1 protein-coding gene is annotated in these 1,353 nt (G+C 36.1%); it reads left to right on the top strand.

Going from position 1 to position 1,353, the window contains the following annotated elements:
- The coding region (locus ACTND6_RS10985) for an IS110 family transposase (protein WP_441024290.1) at positions 1-1,228 on the top strand (1,228 nt) is incomplete at its 5' end.
- Positions 1,229-1,353 lie beyond the last annotated feature (125 nt).

Below are 1,353 nucleotides of genomic sequence, written 5' to 3'. Positions count from 1 at the left end.
TTCCATAATGCAAGGACCAGTCATTACCGTGGATGTTTCAAAAGGCAGCTGTCACTATCAGCCATATGTCAGTAACGGGCATCCTATGAGAAAGCCTAAAGTATTACATGATACGGTTGAAGGCTTTCAATCACTTTCAGATTTGATCGATACAATGAAAGACAGATATGAATGTGAAACCATACCTGTCATCTTTGAAGCAACAGGTGTGTATCATCACTGCTTACAGAAATATTTAGATGATCATCAGATACCGTATTACATCATTTCTCCATTGATGTCGGCATCTTATCGCAAAACAACGCCAAACAGTAATAAGACAGATGATCTCGATTGTTCTCATATCGCCAAAGCATATTATGGAGAATGTAACTTATTTCCATATGACAAGCCATCAAAATCTTTTCATAACCTAAGAGAATTGAATCGTTATTATGAATGTGAACTTAACCATTTAAGAATGAGAAAGAATACGTTTCGGAAATATCTTGATATCGTATATCCACGCTTAGATAAGTGTTTTAAAGGCCATTCAAGTCTATATGACGAAATTCCAATGGAGGTAATCAAACAATATCCACATCCATCACTTCTGTTAAAACATAAGGAAGAAACGATTGTTAAGAAGATTGAAAAGAAAACAAGTCACAGCGCCTTGTTCATACAGAATATTGTTCATGAAATGTATGAATGTTCAATGCATTGCTATTCCGGTGCAGATGTAACAGACGTTGAATCAATGATTCTTCCAGAGCTTGTCGACGATCTTCAATCACAGAAAGAAAGATGTGATGAAATATTGAAACAGTTAGTATCAGAAGCACAGAAGACTCCGTATTTCACATCGATTGTAAGCATAGTTGGTATCGGAGATAATCTGGCAGCCAGAATCATAGCAGAGCTTGGAGATATGAGCAGATTCAGCTGTAGACGAGCGATTACTGCATATGCAGGATTAAACCCAAAGATCAGGCAATCTGGCGATATGAATGGCATACATTTGGCAATATCAAAAAAAGGTAATAAGCATCTAAGATGTTTAATGTATCTGGCAGTGTCATGTAATTACAGGTTGAAAAAAGGCGATGTATTATATGAATTCAACCAAAAGAAAAGGCAGCAGAGCTTCTCACCACTGAAGCCTAAAGCTGCCACAATAGCCACCGCACATAAGCTGTTATTAATCATCTATGCGCTGTGTACGAACGGCACCGTTTACCATTCGTGATTTAATAATAATACAAGAATAGACAAATTGCAGAGAAATCTGCTCTTTTTGTCGTATTTGAAATCCATTCTTTATCGTAGATGTAAATTTATTAAATTTTCTCTTGACTTAAGTTATCAAATTTT

This window comes from Bulleidia sp. HCP3S3_C9 (assembly GCF_052064035.1).
In the GTDB taxonomy this organism is placed as follows: domain Bacteria; phylum Bacillota_I; class Bacilli_A; order Erysipelotrichales; family Erysipelotrichaceae; genus Bulleidia.
The sequence above is the reverse complement of the archived record's forward strand: the minus strand, read 5'-3'. Positions and strand labels throughout refer to the sequence as shown.